The organism is Marisediminitalea sp. (assembly GCF_984433645.1).
The window spans coordinates 1-16,919 of record NZ_CFIDRX010000091.1 but is presented as its reverse complement, the minus strand read 5'-3'; the positions used below and the strand labels follow the sequence as shown (position 1 = coordinate 16,919).

Sequence of the window (16,919 nt, the reverse complement as noted above, 5' to 3'; positions counted from 1 at the left end):
GCGCTCCCTGCAGCCCCCCCGTATGCAACACCAGAATTCGTGTGCCTTGCGCAAAAACGTGCGACGCCAGCATACTTTTTAACGCAAACAACACTTTGCCACTGTAAACGGGCTCCAGAGGAAGCTGGTGCTGTTCGCTTACTGATTGAATCAGAGTCAGCAGGGGCGCTGATGTCTTTGCATAACCCCCGTGATGAAAGTCATGCGCAATATGCCAGTTGTCTGTTCTGGCGGGTAAAAATTGTTCAACGAGAGACTCAAGATAACCAACCCCTTTCAGAACTGCAATACCCATTGCCCGTTGTTGTGGTTTCAAAGCGGTAATTAGTCCGGCCAGCGTGGCGCCGCTGGCAACCGGGCATATAACCACATCAAAATTGTGTTCGGTTTCTGTGATTACCGACTGCACGCCCATCAGGGCTGCCTGCTGGCTGCCGCCTTCAGGGATTAGGGTTGTGTCAGGATGCTCAATGCGAAGTTGATTCAGGTAATCGTGGTCGTGGCGTCGACTATATTCAATGCGATTGACGTAACGGATCCGGGTACCCCAGTTGATGAGGTCACGCAACATGGGCGTTGGATTAGCAGAGTAATCTCCGCGCACAACGGCAGTAAACGGAATATTCAATTGATGGCAGCAATAACCGAGTGCATGCAGGTGATTCGAAAAGCCGCCGCCAAAACTCAGTATGGCGTTTGGTAGCGTGGCCGGCCCTGAAAACACACCGCTTAATTTTCGCCATTTATTGCCAGACACCACAGGGTGCATCAGGTCGTCGCGTTTAATGTGAATCGACACCCGTTCTGCCCCAGGCCAGTCTGGTGAGAATGACTGTAACGGAGTGGGAAGTTTGATCCCCAGTTTTTGCGCTACATTAAAATGGTTGCTCATGGGAACAGGACAACGTCGACAGCGGGGTTCAGAGTGATCATTTTACAGGTGCGGCAGGTATAAAAGGCACAGTGTAATTCCATTGGTCGGTAATGTGAAATCAATGAAGTTAATAGCAAAGAAAGCGTGGCAATCGGGCTTGCAGATTAGCGCGGCGTTGTTGTTCGTCATAGCGCTGGGCACAGAAGCGAGGAGTGAGTCTTTGGTAAAGCCTTTTATCGATGCCGAAGTACCCGGCGCAGAGCCAGTGGGGTCCGGCCGCTTTTCGGTGCTGTTCTGGGATGTATATGACGCCACCTTATTCGCCCCTGAGGGGCAATGGCAAGCCAATTCGCCTTATGCGTTGTCGCTAACTTACCTGCGTGACTTTGACGGTGAAGACATTGCGTCACGTTCCGTCAAGGAAATGCGCAGACAGTCTGGTGTGAGTCGCGCCGACTTAGACCTTTGGCTACCGCTGATGCGCGATCTGTTTCCGGATGTGACCAGCGGTGACACGCTGACCGGTGTTTATCTGGACAATGGTAGCGCTCGCTTTTATTTCAATGGTTCGTTGCTTGGTGATATTAACGCGCCGGGGTTTGCGTCACGTTTTTTTGCAATTTGGTTAGGGGAGCAAACCAGCGAACCTGAGTTCAGGAACAAATTATTAGCAGGAGTAGCAAAGTAATGCGGTATTTGGGATTACTATTATTGTGCATTGTTGCGGCGGGTTGCAGTGTGTCCATCGACGGAGAGACATACAAACAACACACACCGTCATTTTCGTTAGAGCGTTTTTTCAAGGGTGATGTAAAAGCCTGGGGAATTGTGCAAAACCGTTCCGGTGAAGTGGTGCAGCGCTTCACGGTTGATATTGTCGGTAGCATGGACGGCAACGTATTGGTGTTAGACGAGCGTTTTACTTACTCGCTGGGGGAAGGGCCTGAATCAAGGATTTGGAGGATTACGCCAGAGGCAGACGGCACCTATACCGGCCAAGCTTCTGATATCCTCGACGTGGCCAAAGGCAAGCCATACGGTAATGCTTTCAATTTTACCTATTCCATGGACCTGCCTGTTGATGACACCACGTACACGGTTGCGTTTGACGATTGGTTCTGGGCGCTGGACAATGACACCCTGATGAACCGCTCGTATATTAAAAAATTCGGGTTGGTCATGGCCGAAGTTACTATTTTTATGCAACGCCAATAGTCGTTGCGTTAATAGCCTGAAGGAGGGAATCTTATGACGTTATACGTGGGTTGTTTGTTGCTCGTCTGTGTTATGCCATTTCTGGCTAAAATACCGCTGGCGGTGGCAATGCACCGGCATGGCGGTTACGACAACGCGTTACCCCGGGAACAGCAACAGTCGCTCAAGGGCTTTGGGGCAAGGGCAAATGCCGCACATTACAATTGCTTTGAAGCCATCACCTATTTCGCCCCAGCCGCCTTGGTTGTGCTGGCGACATCGTCTGTTGGCACCACCCACATTACATTAGCTCTGAGCTTTGTTGCATGCCGAATTTTGTATTTATTCTGTTACTGGTATGCGTGGAATACGCTTCGAAGTGTGGCTTTTGTTGCAGGGCTGGCGATCAGTATTGCGTTGTTTATTACTGCAATGTAGGTACCCGTTTAGGCTTTTAGTCACACTTCAAAACACTTGTTTCCAGACACTTTTACTCACCCATGACGCCTGCCATGGGTGAGTAACGTAGTGTGTTTGATTCATTGTCGAGATGCTGTAGTTCGATGGTTATGCGCTACGACAATTCACCACTCGTTTTCGCGTCGTTATTGGTTGGAGCTGACGTAACTGCGGTTAATTGCTCGATTCTGTCCGGGTGGCGGCTGAACCGACGGGATTGTGGGTAAGGGGTGAAGTTGTGGATTTCCCCTTTGGATGTTTCTTTCTGCACGCGTCGCCAGTATTCGGAAGTCATCAGGTCGCCGTGCTTGGCTTTCAGCATTTCCTTGAATGGTCGCTTACCCACAATAAAGTGCTCGAATTGCTCCGGGAATACATCACTCGGTGCAACAGACAAGGTATCAAGGGCGTAGGGATCGTCTGACTTCGGAATATCACGGAAGTTACGCTCGCTCATCAAACAAATTTCATCGTAGTCATAAAAGATGACCCTGCCGTGACGGGTGATGCCAAAATTCTTATGCAGCATGTCGCCGGGGAAGATGTTAGCCATGGCTATTTGTTTAATACAGGTGCCGAGCTCGTCAATCGCATTTTCTAATTTCTGTGGGTCGGTTTCCTGTTGTAGGAACAGGTTTAGGGGCGTCATTTTTCGCTCGATATACAAGTGCTTGATCACCAGTTCATCACCGCTGATGCTGACACTGGACGCGCAGGTTTCCTGCAGTTCGGCTAATAAATCAGGGTGTACCCTGTGCAGCGGGAAACGAAAATTCACGTATTCGTGCGTATCTGCCATACGTCCGACTCGGTCAGACATCTTTACCAGCCGATAGCGATCGATAACGTGTTCGCGGGTGATTTTTTTGCTTTCAGCAAACTCGTCTTTAATGATCTTAAACACCACACCGTAAGAAGGCAGGTGAAACACCATCATCACTAAACCGCGAATACCTGGCGCGATTTCGAAGGCGTCGTCAGATTTGTCCATGTGCTGTAAAAAGTTGCGGTAAAACACCGTTTTGCCATGTTTGTAGTGGCCCAGGGCAATGTACAATTCGAACACTTTTTTGTTGGGCATTAACTCGTGCAGGTAAGCAACCAGTTCGCCCGGGTATTGGGTATCTGCCATAAAATAAGAGCGGGCAAAGCCAAAAATAACGCTAAGATCATGGCGGTCCGTGAGCAGCGCGTCTACAAACAGGGCATTGCTATCGTTGGTCTGCAATGCAATGACGAACGGCAGGGTTTGCTCGGGCATCTTAATGCGGCCAATCAAATAAGCCGCTTTACCGCGATAAAATACCGATTTCAGCATTTCTACCGCAGATACACTGCCGAGTTCTTGTTTAGTAAGTCGATTGCGCAAGGCATCGTCGAGGAACTGCATGTCCCTGGTGCGATCTTCAAACGGGATATTAAAGCGATAGCAGGCAAAAATGGCTTCGTACATTTCCGCCACGGTGGTTTTGGTGTCGAAACTGTGAATGACTTTTGCCCGGTCCTGTCCGGGCAAGAAGCACCGGCTTGGCAATACAAACATAATGTTGTTGTCGATAGACCTGTGCCGAAATACTTTTCCGATAACGGAGTTGTAGAAGGTTTCAGCCAGTTCGTACTGCGGATGGCTTTCTATCAGGTTGGCGAAAGCCGCTTTCAACGTATGCCAGAATTCAACGTCTTTTTGGTGCACGATGATTTGTTCGTACAAATCTGCAACGGCATCGGCCAGGCTTTGTTCGTATATGCTGATACGCTCTTTAGAAGCGGCAAGGGCATCACGCCAGTGTCCTTTCTCAAAGCGCTCCTGCGCGCCGCGGGTAATTCGACTGAACCAGCGATAGTTTTTATCGAAGCTGGTCATTATTTGATAGGCCATTTTTTTGGCTTGAGCGTGTTCTGTCACGTTTTTACTCGACGTAGTCAATCCGCTGTCACCTTACCACAGCGCATGGCGCAGGCGAATGAGACAGGTATTTTTGTTGATTTATGTCAGCATACAGCAGGCGAATATGAGATAGCGTAAGTGTAAGACTGAATAACCCGGACCGCCAGTTATGACCCAGACTCACAGTATTTCAATCGGAATAGAGCGTTTTGAAAACACCCTTTACATTGTAATGAAAGCCGCAGGAAAACTGACCCATGCCGATTACGAAGCGTTTACGCCACTGCTGGAAGGTGCGTTAAACACGATTGGCTCACCACATGTCAAAATGTTGGTAGATGTGACTGCATTTAGTGGCTGGGAGCTGCGCGCCGCGTGGGATGACTTCAAAATTGGTTTAAAGCACGGCAACGAGTTCGAAAAAATCGCCATCGTGGGAAATAAAGACTGGCAAGCGCTAATGGCCACAGTGGGTGACTGGTTTATTGGTGGCGAAGCCAACTACTTTACTGATTCAACGGAAGCGATTAACTGGTTGTGTGAATAATGCAACTCCTGAATCAGGCTTCTGTGGCTTGTTTTAGCTCGTCTAACAGGGCCTCAAATTGGGTTTTGGCGACATTGAACCGTGTGTTTATGTCTGGCTCCTGGTTTTTAGCACTTTGTTCGAGTTTACTCATGGTGTCGTAGAGTTGCTGAGCACCAATTTCTCCGGTTTGTCCTTTTAGCTTGTGACTGCGCTGACGCACTGTTTCGTAGTCGCCATTGTGTACCGCTGCTGACAGCTCTGCGAAAATGGGCTCAGCTCCTGACAGAAAGATATCAACAAGCTTGTTCAGTAATGCCTCGTTGTTCATTAGTCTTCCCAATGCTGCACCTTTGTCCCAAATCGGTAAGCTTAGTTCAGATTCTTGCTGTGTATTGCCTGAAGCCGCAGTGGCTTCTTCTCTTTGGGGGCTGGTTTGCGCCTCTTCTGGCGTTGATATCACCACTTCCTCGGTTTGTAGCCATGCTACCGACTTGGTTATAAACTCATTGGGTTCCAGTGGCTTGGTAATAAAATCGTCCATGCCAATGCGCAAGCATTTCTCTCTTTCGCCTTGCAGGGCATTGGCTGTCATCGCGATGATCGGGATTGCCGCTGTATGCTCCCCGGCTTTTCCCTGGCGGATGAGCTGGGTGGCTTCGTAACCGTCGATACCCGGCATATTGCAATCCATCAGAATAGCATCGGCTGGCGTGCCCTCTGATTCAAGGTTTATCAAACGGGTGATAGCATCTTCACCGGAGTTCGCGCAGTAAATGGTAACAGGTAGTTCCGATAGCAGACTGGCAGCTACTTCCAGGTTGATGTCGTTGTCATCGACAATCAACAGTACTTTGCCTTTCAGCGTGCTTGCGTCGTAAAGGTGCTGTGCATCTACATCAGTTTGACGTCGGTGATAAAAGTCTGAAACAAACTCGGAAGTTTGCCCGCGCTGATTAATAAATTTCGCTAAAAACTCGGTGCGTAACAGGGGTTTATTCAGATACTCCAGTGGCTCATAGTCTAAATGAAAGTTCTGCGTAAAGGCTTTTAGCACGAATAACTTGGGTTTGTTCGGCTGCGATGACAGCCAGGTCACCAGTTTCGTCGCTTCAGAAAGTGGTACATCCACGATCAAATTGTCGGGGAGATCGGGAAGCGGCGCTTCAAGATGGCTGTTTTCCAATATGAATGCCTTGCCGTCCAGGCTTTTCACTATATTAGTTATAATTCGAGATGCGTTTTCACTGTGAGTGTAGACGCCCACGGTCTTATCGGTAAGTCGCTTAATTTCACTTTCGGCATAGGGGTCCCACTCATTAGTTGGCAGGGTAATGGTTACATCAGTGCCTTTGTGATGCTCGGAGTCGAGTGTAATATCTCCCCCCATCATGTTGACGAGTTGTTTACAAATTAGCAGGCCAAGGCCGGTACCACCGTATCTGGACGCAATATTATTGTCGGCTTGTTGGAACGCATTAAATAACTTCGGTATTTTCTCTTTGGCGATACCAATGCCGGTATCACTGACGGTGATGGTAAGCGTACCGGTAGAGTCAAGGGCATCAGTACGGGCTTTTACAATAACCGCTCCACGCTCGGTAAATTTTATGGCATTGCTGATAATGTTGTTTAACACCTGTGCGAGTCGATGTGGGTCGCTGCGAAACGTGCGAAAGTTAAGCGCTGAGGTATCGAGATAAAATTCCAGCCCTTTTTCGATGGCTTTTACGGCGTGGGTGGTGACCTGATCGTTTATCAATACCGTTGGGTTAAACAGTTTGCTCTCTAAATCCAGTTTACCTGCTTCAATTTTCGACAGGTCCAAAATGTCGTTGATGAGGACGTTGAGGTTAAACGCACTGACCTCAGCCATATTGATGAATTTTTCAGTTTCCGGTAGCAAGCGCTGTCGTTTTAACATGGCCAGAGCACCCAAAATTCCATTCAAGGGTGTTCGCATTTCATGGCTGATATTGGAAATAAACTGACTTTTAACCTTGCTGTTTTCTACCGCTTCATTGCGTGCAGATTCCAACTCCTGGGTGCGTTTAGCAATTTTGGTTTCCAGCACCTGGTTTATGTTGGCAGCTTCCTGTTTGGCTTGCATATCCTGAGTCGAATCCCGAAAAATCAGCGCCAATGCAGAGACTTTTTTTGACAATTTAATCACGCTTTTTGTGCAGTGATAATGGCACTCTTCTGCGCCTTTGTTCCATGTAAGATCTGATTCAGTTTCGGTATTGGATATTATGGTTTCAATGGGCGTGTTGGAGTGCGGGTTAAAGTACGGGTCGAGCTTTTCACCCAACAATTGTTGCTTGTTCACCCCTAGCATACGCTCGGCAGCGAAGTTGCACGAGGTAACCGCACCCTGATTGTCCAGGGTAATGATGACATCGATCGCAGCAGTCACCACGGCTTGCGCTTCAGCCCTGGCTTCGGCGAGTTTGCGATTGCGATTCGATGCACGGTTAATTAATGACAAAGCCATTGAGAACAGTAATAGCACAATTGCAATGGCGGTATAAAAAGAGACCCGGCGATCCCACAAGAACTTATCAATAAACGCACTGTCACTGAATATCGACACGGTTAGTTGGTAAGGACGATGTCCTGAAGGCACCATCATTGCGCTGCTGGACACATAGCTAGCTGGCATTGTGCCGGATAGCGGGGTTACTTTACTTAGTAGATTAGGTATCAACGTCGTCGTTGTATATTCACTGGTAAAGGTCTTATCAGGTGACAAATCTTTTGTAAAATACAGTGCAGGATCAAAGTGTTCCAGAAAGTATCCTGCCTCATCACTGTAAGCCAACTGTTGGCCTGCCGGAATAAATTCTCTGGCTGATTCGAACAGACTGGTGAGGTTCTTATTGATAATCAGAAAAGCAAAAAGTTGCCCCTGCTCGGTGAAAATGGGCAGGATAAAACGAATCGTTGGCTGATAAGGTACGGTAATTTCACCAAATTCACGGTTTAAGCTAATCGGTGAAACATAAAGCTGTTGCCGCTTTAACTGCGTCGCTTCAATAAAATAATCAGTGTGTTTTTTGTTCTGGTACAAATTAGGCGTGGCAACGCGAACATCACCACGAAAGCGTTCCACCCGGATGAATTCGTCCCCAGAGTCTGCATAAATCACCCTGGCCTGTGAGTATTGGGCGTTGTTTTCAAGAAAAGCTGTGAAAATGGTTTCTAGTCGCGACCGCCAGCCATCAAAAGACGTGTCGTCAAGACGGTCGATACCTTCCGGGTCTTCAGATGCTCTCACCAAACCGCTAATCGGCGGCGTGGAGTATAAAAAGTGAATGGCATTGATACTTTCATTAATACGATTCGAAAAGTCGATTTTAATTTCGTGTAAATTGACCTGGTGCTGTTTTGCAATTTCGTTGAAGGCTTCTTTCTCTATATAGCTTTCATGAATCAGTGACACGCCCAATAACAGGCCAAATAATCCGACTAGCAGTATGTAGGTGTATTTTATGTTGCTCAAAGTTGGCTCGCTTTACAGTTCATCAAAAGTTAGTGAAATACGACCAATCACCTATACTAAAACCAGATTGAATGCTAATCATTATCTATGAGGGAACGATTTACATCCAGCCGCTTTTTCAAAGCTGCGATATATTGCTATGTTTTCTGCTGATTTCAGTGGGTAAGTATAGGCAGTAATGTGAAAAAGTGTTGTTTTTTCATTTATTAAAGCGACGCTGATTCGCAATAGGGTTGCTTACGAACCCGTTCAGGCTGGACGGCGAATATATCGAACCTTGCAATGAAGTAGTAAATGGAGGAGCCTGCAATGGAAGGGACATTAAAAATTCTGGTCATCGACGATGACCCAGGGGCACTGGCAGTCCTCGCCAGTGGTCTTGAGGACTTAGCCCAGGTATCAACCGCAGAGAATGGGCAGGAAGGGCTCGCATTAGCCGCGATATCTCAACCGGATATCGTGTTACTGGATATTGAATTACCTGACATCAACGGTTTTGATGTGTGCAAGCGCATTAAAGAACAGGCCTATACGAAAGTGCCGTCTGTTATTTTCATTACCTCTCATCATGACTACGAGACTGAGCGAAAAGCCCTTGAAATGGGGGGGATCGACTTCATTACCAAGCCGTTTGATTTAACGTTGTGCCGAGCGCGTATTAATAATCATCTGCAGTTAAAGCTTCAGGAACGCGCGGTGATTAGTGCGCGGCGACAAATTGAAGAAGAGCGCCAGTATCTGAAAGTCATCTTAAACTCTATTGCGGATGCGGTCATTGCGACAGATGAAGAAGGGAAAATCACCTTCATTAACCCGGTTGCTCAGCGGCTGACGGGATGGCACAAAGACTCTGCTATTGGCTTGCCAATTGGCGAGGTTATGGTGATATCCGATGCTACAACGAATCAGCCATTGCCTAACCCGGTTGAAATTGCGTTGAAAGAAAAGCGTGTCGTTGCCATGGCGCTGAACGCTAAAATTACCAATCGTTTAGGGCGTGAATACCGGGTAGAGGACTCTGCTGCGCCAATCCGCGATAAGCAACAAAATCTGGTCGGTTGCGTGATTGTGTTCCAGGATGTGACCGAGTCTATTGCGCTTGCGACGCAAATGACCCACTTAGCAAATCACGACCAGCTCACCGGCCTGCCGAACCGCATGTTGTTGCATGACCGCGTGTTGCAGAGCATTTCTCGTGCACAAATAAGCCGGAAGTCTGTCGCCTTATTGTTGATTGATATCGATAACTTTAAGTATCTCAATGACGCGCTGGGGCATTCAGTGGGTGATATTGTGATTACACAAGTGGCGCAACGGCTGGAACATCTGTGCGACACCGAAACGACACTTGCGAGGGTCGGTGGTGATGAATTCGTGGTTATGATTCCGGAAATCAATTCGCACAACGTGACGGATATAGTGGCGATGGATATCATTGAAGCCATTCAGGAACCGTTTTCAATCTCAGGTGAAGAACACAAACTCAGTGTTAGTGTGGGAATAAGCTTTTACCCAACCGACTCGTCAAACGCTGAGGAGTTAATGCGCCATGCCGATACCGCCATGTACAGAGCGAAAACCACCGGAAAGAACCGTTATTGTTACTTTTCTACCAACCTGCAGTTGGAGCTTAACGAACGGGTAAGTATTGAAAAGTCGCTTCGCACTGCGTTGGAAAATGAAAGCCTCATTGTGCAGTATCAACCAAAATACAATTTGGTGTCGGGAACGATCACCGGTGCGGAAGCGTTGGTCAGACTGGCCGGAGAAGATGGAAGCATGATCCCGCCCGACAAATTTATTGAGTTTGCCGAGGAGTCAGGTTTAATTCACGAACTTGGCCGTCAGGTGTTACAACAAAGTATTCAAACCGCTAAAAAATTGGAACGTCAGGGGCACCCGCTCAAGATTGCTGTGAATATTTCGGCTCAGCAATTTCACGAAAGTGATATCTGCAACCAGCTTGAGGACATGCTAAACGAAGCGGCCTTACCCAGTCATTTGTTGGAGCTGGAGGTTACCGAGTCTGCGCTAATGACTGACTTCGAAGAAACCCGGGATATTTTAACGCAGTTATCGTCGTTGGGAATTTCAATTGCATTGGATGATTTTGGTACCGGTTACTCGAGTTTGAGCTATCTGAGGATGTTTCCACTCGATATCCTTAAAATCGATCGTTCTTTTGTGAAAGACATGCTGGCAGACGAGCAAGCAAAAAACATTGTCGATGTGATTGTGCATCTGGCTCATAGTCTGGGTTTGAAACTGGTGGGTGAAGGTATCGAAACCGCAGAGCAATGGGAGACGCTGAAGCAAATTAACTGTGAAGAGGGACAGGGCTATTACTTTAGTAAACCAATAAATGAGAACGATTTTTTTTCGCTCTTGGCTAATGAGCCACAAGTGGTATGATACCCGACACTAAAAATAAACCAGTTAGTCAGAAAACCGGTTATTCCTATGCAGTTAGAACGCGGTAACCCTCTTATTTACAAGACGATCTTAGATATATCGTCGGATCAAAATCTAAGTACGCCGGTTATGATAGATCGCTTACTCGAGATTTGCCGCGGATCGTTTGGTGCCGACGCTGTAGGCTATGGCGGCATCGACGACGTTGATCATTCACTGTATCGACTGCATAGCATCAATCAATCATCTCAGCTGTCTTTTGAGGCAGGTATTACCCTGCCTGTAAAAGACGTACTTTGTAATAAGGCCATTGAAAGCGGTGAGCTAACGTACTACGAAGACTGCAGTACGTCTGATGTGTCAGAACACCCATTTGTGAATTTGTTTGCCATTCACACTTATCTGGGGGCGCCGATTTTAAGTCAGGGCAAATTACCCCGGACTCTGTTCTTTTTATTCACCCAACAACAGGCATCTGCTTTTAGCGATGCTGAGCTTGATTTAATCAAAACCATTGCCGCGGTCATTGAAACGGCGTTGGCCAGAGACGAAAGCCTGGTATGGAAACGGCGGCGGCTAAATTCTTTACAAGCCATGCAGCGCCTTGCGAACATTGGTTTTTGGGAAGTTGATGTGCAATCCGGCAAAGTGTACTGGAGCGATCAGACGCGCTTTATTCATGAAGTGCCCGACGACTTTGAGCCCAATTTGGAAACCGCCATCGACTTTTACAAAGAAGGGGAAGACCGTCAGCAAATTGTTGATGCGGTTGAGCGCGGTTTTGAGAAAGGTGAGTCCTGGAGCCTGGAAGTCCGCCTGATTACTTATACCGGCAAAGAAAAATGGGTTGCAGCATTAGGCGAGGCAGAATTCAAAGATGGCGAATGCGTTCGCTTGTTCGGAGCGTTTCAGGATATTGATGCCCAGGTCGCAAATCGAAACCTGCTTGCAGTGAAAAAGCAGGAAGCCGAGAACCTGTTGCAGGCACGCAGTCAATTAATTGCTAAAATCAGCCATGAATTGCGCACGCCCATCAATGGGATTTCTGGCATGTTGCAAACCATTCACTCCGGTCTGGACAAAGACATTCTGGAAACCAAAATAGCGATTGCAATGCAAAGCTCGGAGACCCTTGTACGTCTTATCAATGACGTGTTGGACTACTCAAAAATAGACAGTGGTGAATTGCTGATTTCGCCTGCGCCGTTGTCATTGGCAAGAGTGTTTAACGACCTGCAGGCGTTGTATTTACCGCTTTGTGAAAAGCAAGGTATACAACTGGAGTTTGAAACCCATTATTGCCAACAAGATTGGGTTGAAGCCGATGAGGTCCGGGTAAAGCAAATATTCACGAATATCCTGAATAACGCATTGCGGTTTACTTTTGGCGGGCACATTAAATTTACTATCACCACAATACAAACCGGCGCGTTGCTGGAATTAGTAGCTCGTGTGGCCGATTCCGGTAAGGGGATGACCCGGGAGCAGACCGCGCGTATCTTTAAGCCGTTTCAACAATTCGACAATCAGGCGAACGCCGGTACGGGGTTAGGTTTGTCGATAGTCAAAGAATTGTGCCAGGCCATGCATGGTGACATAAGCGTACATAGTCATCCGGGAGCCGGCTCTGAATTTACTGTTTCATTGAAGTTTCCCTATTCCGAGCAGGCGAATATCACTGCCAGACGCGTCGCTTCGCCGTCAGTAGTCGCGCAACTTCAAGGTATGAAAGTGCTGGTGGTAGAAGACAATGAAATAAACCGCATCGTCATGGAAGCCATGCTGTCTGAGCTGAGCCTGACCGCAGACTATGCGGTAAATGGGCTGGAAGCAATTAAGACGTTAAAGCAAAACAGGGATTACAACGTGGTCTTTATGGACTGTGAAATGGATGTGATGGATGGATTTCAGGCCACGCGAAAAATTCGCCGTGAACTGGGGTATGACCACAAATCCCTCACCATTATTGCCATGACAGCAAATACCACCAATGAGAACAGGCAAGCCTGCTTTAACGTGGGTATGAACGCATTTTTAACCAAGCCGGTATCCGTGGAAAATATTCGCGATACCTTGTTGTTGGTGTCCGAACGCAAATTCCACTAACACACAGGTTTGAAGAGCCCCACCAAAAGTCAAGAAACGTTAATTCACTGTAATCAAAATCATTTTTTCGGCAAACTAGCCGAATTAACTTTATTTACTCATGAGGAAAAACATGCCTTCACCAAAGTTTCACAATAGTTTTCGACAATACCATCGCTGGATTGGTTTTTTCCTGGCGGGTATCATGGCCGTGTATGCGATCAGCGGTGTGTTACTGATTTTCAGAACAACGGACTTTTTAAAGTATGAAAGCACGCACGAACGTCAGTTGGAAGTTGGGCTAAGTGGTAAAGGTTTAGGTGAGCAACTGCGTATGAAAGGCTTTGCGGTTGTAGAAGAGACTGCAGACACCATTCGATTCCGTCAGGGCGAATACAACAAGCAAAGCGGTGAGGTGGTCTATACGCAAAAGGATTACCCAGCACCGCTGGCCAAAATGGTGAAGCTGCACAAAGCCACTACGAACAGTCCGCTGTTTATTGTGAATATTGCGTTTGGTGTGGCGTTATTGTTCTTCGTTGTCTCGTCTTTCCTGATGTTTATGCCAAGAGCACTGCCTTATAAAAACGGGCTTAAAATAGCCGGTGTGGGTTTTGTGCTCATGGTGCTTATGGTGATGTTCGGCTCGTAAGTCATGCCGCAATGAGCAAAATAGAGGGGCGAAACTTCAGTGACGCCCCTTTTTGCTATTTACTCTGTGGATCCCTAGCCGAACAAGGCGTTTACGTGCTATTATGCGCGCCCAAATATGAAGATTCCGGCCATAAAGGCAACGGAACGGTCTGAAAAATGCGCAAAGCCTGTTGACATATAGACGTCTATACGGCAAATTGAACGCATGAAGACGATGATTAGCACCACCGGCATGATTATTACCACCTCTAGGAGGGCGGTCGCTGGCTAGTGCGCGTAAGCAAACAGACAACGAAAGCCCGCCCTGAAAAGAGCGGGTTTTTTTTTGCGGTAACGAAAGGGCCAAATTAGCCCACAACACAATGCAGTCAAGGAGCATTCAATGAAAGTCTTAAAGTTTGGTGGTTCATCTCTGGCCGATGCACAGCGTTACATGCGGGTGACCGAGATTAGCACGACCATTCACCAGGCAAGTGGTGCTGCTGTGGTCTTGTCTGCTCCAAAAGGTGTAACCAATGCGCTTGGTGCTTTGTGCGACCAGGCGGCAGCAGGTGAAGATTACAGCGCGCTGTTTGCGGAACTCGATAAGAAAGTAAACGGCATTGCTGAAGAACTGAATGCGCAACTTGATGGTTTCGAATTCGCACGTATAAGCGACTTTATCGCGACACACTTAAGCGCGTTAAACAAACAACTGCAAGGTATCGCGTTATTGGGCTGCTCGCCGGATCCGGTAACAGCGAGCATCATGAGCCTGGGCGAATACATCAGCGTTAACTTGTTCAGCGCAATCCTTACAGCGCAGGGCGTGAACAACATTGTTATTGACCCGGTAAAATATGTACTGGCTGAAGGGGATTACCTGGACAGCATCGCCGACGTAGCATTGAGTAAAGCGCGCTTTAGCGATGTAAACACTGACGGCAGTCAGCTGATCATTATGCCGGGTTTTGTAGCGGCAAATGAAGCGGGCGAAAAAGTCACTTTAGGCCGCAACGGCTCAGACTATTCTGCTGCAGTACTGGCGGCCTGTATCGACGCGGAGTGCTGCGAGATCTGGACAGACGTTGACGGTGTGTACAATGCCGATCCGAACCAGGTTGAAGGTGCGGTATTGCTCGATAAGCTGACTTATCAGGAAGCCATGGAGCTGTCTTATTTTGGCGCCAAAGTACTGCACCCTAAAACCATCGGCCCGATTGCTCAGCATCATATCCCTTGCTTGATCAAAAATACCCTCAACCCCAGCGCGCCGGGTACTTTAATTAGTAATGAAGCCAGTACCCAGTGGACCAGCGTAAAAGGCATCTCACAGCTCGACAATATTGCTATGTTCAATGTTGCAGGTCCGGGTATGAAAGGCATGGTGGGTATGGCCAGCCGTGTGTTTGAGGTCATGTCTAACGCACATATCTCTATCAGCCTGATCACGCAGTCCAGCTCAGAATATTCAATCAGTTTTTGTATTAGCAGCAAAGATGCCCAGCGTGCACAAACCTTGCTGGAAGACGCTTTTGCGCTGGAGTTACAGAACCAGTTGCTGGACCCTATCGAAGTGCGCCACGACCTGGCTATTGTGACCCTGGTGGGTGACGGCATGCGTCATACCAAAGGATTGGCTGCACGCTTCTTTAACGCCTTGTCTCAAGCTCGGGTAAACAACATCGCCATTGCGCAGGGCTCATCAGAGCGTTCCATTTCTACCGTTATTGAAGCCAAGCGCGCTAAGAAAGCGGTAAAAGTGATTCACCAGAACTTCTTCTCAGACCGCCACACTATCGATATTTTCCTGATTGGTTGCGGTGTCGTCGGTGCTGAATTGCTGGCGCAGATTGAAAAGCAGCAACCTACGTTATTGGGTCGCAATATTCAGGCACGTGTTTACGGTATCGCGAATAGCCGCAAGTTATTGCTGAATAGTCAGGGTATCGACCTGGCCGGTGACTGGAAAGCTGAACTAGCAGATGCACAGGACCAGTTCTCTGTAGAACGTCTGCACGATTTCGTGAATAGCAATGCGCTGGTTAATCCGGTCATTGTTGACTGTACCAGCAACGCAAGCATTGCCAGCCAGTATGTGGATATGATGGAAAATGGTTTCCACGTGGTAACGCCAAACAAAAAAGCCAATACCGACACGTTGGCCTACTACAAAAAGTTGCGCAACACCGCGCTACAAACTAACCGTCAGTACTTGTACGAAACCACGGTTGGTGCTGGCCTACCGGTTATCGATAACCTGCAAAAACTGTTTATTGCCGGGGACGTTCTGCACCGCTTTGAAGGTATTTTGTCGGGCAGTTTGTCTTATGTATTCGGTAAGCTTGAAGAAGGCATGAGCCTGTCTGAAGCAACAGGTACTGCCAAAGAAAATGGCTTTACCGAACCTGACCCTCGTGATGATCTGAGCGGTATGGACGTGGCGCGCAAACTGTTGATTATGGCCCGTGAAGCGGACCTGGAACTAGAGCTCGACGACATTGAAATTGAGTCGGTGTTACCCAAAGGCTTTGCCGAAGATTGCGATATCGCTACGTTCATGGAACAGTTACCGCAACTGGATGCTGAATTTTCTGAGCGGGTTGCTAATGCCAATGCAGAAGGTAAAGTACTCAGATATATCGGTTCCATTGAAGGGAACAAATGCAAAGTAATGATCAAGGCGGTACCGGTTTCTCACCCCTTGGCAGCAGTAAAAGACGGTGAAAACGCCCTGGCGATTCACAGTGATTATTATAATCCTATCCCTTATGTTATTCGGGGTTATGGCGCAGGTGCGACCGTAACAGCCGCAGGGGTATTTGCCGATATTCTTCGCACGATGCCGTGGAAGCAGAATGCACATTAATCGGTTTTGAGAGCAGCAAACATGAAAACAACCAGAGCGTACGCCCCGGCATCCATAGGCAATGTCAGCCTCGGATTCGACGTATTGGGCGCGGCCTTGCAACCCCTGGACGGGAGTCTGTTAGGCGATGAAGTTATCGTTAGTGATGCGGATGAATTCGGATTGTCGGTAGCGGGTGTCTTTGCCCATAAACTGCCGGCCAATCCAGACGAAAACATCGTCACAGACTGCTATCGCTATTTTGAAAAAGCCATGCAGGCCAAAGGCTTGGAAGTCACTCCCATTCATATGACGCTATTGAAAAGTCTGCCTATCGGCAGTGGCCTGGGCTCCAGTGCCAGCTCAATTGTGGCTGCGTTTCACGGTCTCAATGAGCACTTTGGTCGTCCATTCGACAAAACCACATTGCTGACCATGATGGGTGAGCTGGAAGGGCAAATCAGCGGCAGTATTCACTACGATAACGTTGCGCCTTGT

Annotated in this window: 12 protein-coding genes; 9 read left to right on the top strand and 3 right to left on the bottom strand. The window is 47.9% G+C overall.

Translation table 11 applies throughout. The features are described 5' to 3' along the window. A partial coding sequence (locus AC4MRN_RS12520; protein WP_491203457.1) for a 1-aminocyclopropane-1-carboxylate deaminase/D-cysteine desulfhydrase occupies nucleotides 1–892 on the bottom strand: 892 nt, incomplete at its 3' end. Nucleotides 893–995: 103 nt separating this feature from the next. Here AC4MRN_RS12520 and AC4MRN_RS12515 point away from each other — a divergent pair. Genes AC4MRN_RS12515 through AC4MRN_RS12505 form a run of 3 tightly spaced genes read left to right on the top strand, consistent with a single transcriptional unit; the run spans nucleotide 996 to nucleotide 2,506 of the window. Then, complete coding sequence (locus AC4MRN_RS12515) at nucleotides 996–1,562, top strand: chalcone isomerase family protein (protein WP_491203456.1); 567 nt, start codon at nucleotides 996–998, stop codon at nucleotides 1,560–1,562. Further along, the gene (locus AC4MRN_RS12510) at nucleotides 1,562–2,089 is read left to right on the top strand and encodes a DUF3833 domain-containing protein (RefSeq protein ID WP_491203455.1); all 528 of its coding nucleotides are present in this window, start codon (nucleotides 1,562–1,564) and stop codon (nucleotides 2,087–2,089) included. The genes AC4MRN_RS12515 and AC4MRN_RS12510 overlap by 1 nt, the downstream gene beginning before the upstream one ends. 33 nt (nucleotides 2,090–2,122) lie before the next feature. Continuing rightward, nucleotides 2,123–2,506, top strand: a complete 384-nt coding sequence (locus AC4MRN_RS12505) for an MAPEG family protein (RefSeq protein WP_491203454.1) — start codon at nucleotides 2,123–2,125, stop codon at nucleotides 2,504–2,506. Between the two features lie 136 nt (nucleotides 2,507–2,642). Here the strand turns inward: AC4MRN_RS12505 and aceK are convergent, their stop codons facing one another. Then, nucleotides 2,643–4,454: a bifunctional isocitrate dehydrogenase kinase/phosphatase gene (aceK, locus tag AC4MRN_RS12500; RefSeq protein ID WP_491203453.1), complete on the bottom strand. Its 1,812-nt coding sequence runs from the start codon at nucleotides 4,452–4,454 to the stop codon at nucleotides 2,643–2,645. Nucleotides 4,455–4,584: 130 nt separating this feature from the next. Here aceK and AC4MRN_RS12495 point away from each other — a divergent pair, with 130 nt between their 5' ends. Next, entirely contained in the window at nucleotides 4,585–4,962 is a 378-nt protein-coding gene (locus AC4MRN_RS12495) for a SpoIIAA family protein (protein ID WP_073323423.1), read from the top strand. 13 nt (nucleotides 4,963–4,975) lie between these two features. Here AC4MRN_RS12495 and AC4MRN_RS12490 read toward each other — a convergent pair whose 3' ends face one another. Further along, entirely contained in the window at nucleotides 4,976–8,443 is a 3,468-nt protein-coding gene (locus AC4MRN_RS12490) for an ATP-binding protein (protein ID WP_491203452.1), read from the bottom strand. Between the two features lie 309 nt (nucleotides 8,444–8,752). Here AC4MRN_RS12490 and AC4MRN_RS12485 point away from each other — a divergent pair, with 309 nt between their 5' ends. The 5 genes from AC4MRN_RS12485 to AC4MRN_RS12465 form a co-directional block, all read left to right on the top strand. Next, entirely contained in the window at nucleotides 8,753–10,855 is a 2,103-nt protein-coding gene (locus AC4MRN_RS12485; RefSeq protein WP_491203451.1) for a two-component system response regulator, read from the top strand. Between the two features lie 48 nt (nucleotides 10,856–10,903). Beyond that, on the top strand, nucleotides 10,904–12,961 hold the full coding sequence (locus tag AC4MRN_RS12480) for a hybrid sensor histidine kinase/response regulator (RefSeq protein ID WP_073323417.1): 2,058 nt from the start codon (nucleotides 10,904–10,906) through the stop codon (nucleotides 12,959–12,961). 112 nt (nucleotides 12,962–13,073) lie between these two features. Next, nucleotides 13,074–13,592: a PepSY domain-containing protein gene (locus tag AC4MRN_RS12475; RefSeq protein WP_073323415.1), complete on the top strand. Its 519-nt coding sequence runs from the start codon at nucleotides 13,074–13,076 to the stop codon at nucleotides 13,590–13,592. A 384-nt stretch (nucleotides 13,593–13,976) separates the two neighbouring features. Next, nucleotides 13,977–16,442 carry a bifunctional aspartate kinase/homoserine dehydrogenase I gene (gene thrA / locus AC4MRN_RS12470; protein ID WP_491203450.1) on the top strand — a complete coding sequence of 822 codons (2,466 nt, stop codon included), beginning with the start codon at nucleotides 13,977–13,979 and terminating at the stop codon, nucleotides 16,440–16,442. A 21-nt stretch (nucleotides 16,443–16,463) separates the two neighbouring features. Then, a partial coding sequence (locus tag AC4MRN_RS12465; protein WP_491203449.1) for a GHMP family kinase ATP-binding protein occupies nucleotides 16,464–16,919 on the top strand: 456 nt, incomplete at its 3' end.

What these genes read in the sequence shown, in the direction of transcription:
- AC4MRN_RS12505 (WP_491203454.1), top strand. Translation starts at nt 2,123, where the DNA reads ATGACGTTATACGTGGGTTGTTTGTTGCTCGTCTGTGTTATGCCATTT.
- AC4MRN_RS12475 (WP_073323415.1), top strand. Translation starts at nt 13,074, where the DNA reads ATGCCTTCACCAAAGTTTCACAATAGTTTTCGACAATACCATCGCTGG.
- AC4MRN_RS12515 (WP_491203456.1), top strand. Translation starts at nt 996, where the DNA reads ATGAAGTTAATAGCAAAGAAAGCGTGGCAATCGGGCTTGCAGATTAGC.
- AC4MRN_RS12510 (WP_491203455.1), top strand. Translation starts at nt 1,562, where the DNA reads ATGCGGTATTTGGGATTACTATTATTGTGCATTGTTGCGGCGGGTTGC.
- thrA (WP_491203450.1), top strand. Translation starts at nt 13,977, where the DNA reads ATGAAAGTCTTAAAGTTTGGTGGTTCATCTCTGGCCGATGCACAGCGT.
- AC4MRN_RS12480 (WP_073323417.1), top strand. Translation starts at nt 10,904, where the DNA reads ATGCAGTTAGAACGCGGTAACCCTCTTATTTACAAGACGATCTTAGAT.
- AC4MRN_RS12485 (WP_491203451.1), top strand. Translation starts at nt 8,753, where the DNA reads ATGGAAGGGACATTAAAAATTCTGGTCATCGACGATGACCCAGGGGCA.
- AC4MRN_RS12495 (WP_073323423.1), top strand. Translation starts at nt 4,585, where the DNA reads ATGACCCAGACTCACAGTATTTCAATCGGAATAGAGCGTTTTGAAAAC.